General features: G+C 48.3%; 1 protein-coding gene. It reads left to right on the forward strand.

The annotated features are described in order from the left end of the window. A partial coding sequence (locus KVT36_RS32450; protein ID WP_217607543.1) for a hypothetical protein occupies positions 1–230 on the forward strand: 230 nt, incomplete at both ends.

A 230-nucleotide genomic window follows, 5' to 3' on the forward strand; every position in this document is an offset into this window, starting at 1 on the left:
CATTGCTGAACAGCCTCCTGGCTTTGATCCCGGTCTTTTATCCTAATGCGCGGGTTGTAGTAAAATGCCGGTTCCTCACCCTGACCGGTTTTATATTCCTGTTCACCTTATGGACGCAGAACGGGCACCAGCTGAAAATTAGCCTGCTTATTTTTGGCATTGTACCGTTCTTTGTAACCTCCCTGTTAAGCGTGCTTGAGGGGATTAATGTGCAGGAGTTTGAGCTGTGC

This window comes from Chitinophaga sp. GbtcB8 (genome assembly GCF_019091455.1).
Classification (GTDB): domain Bacteria; phylum Bacteroidota; class Bacteroidia; order Chitinophagales; family Chitinophagaceae; genus Chitinophaga.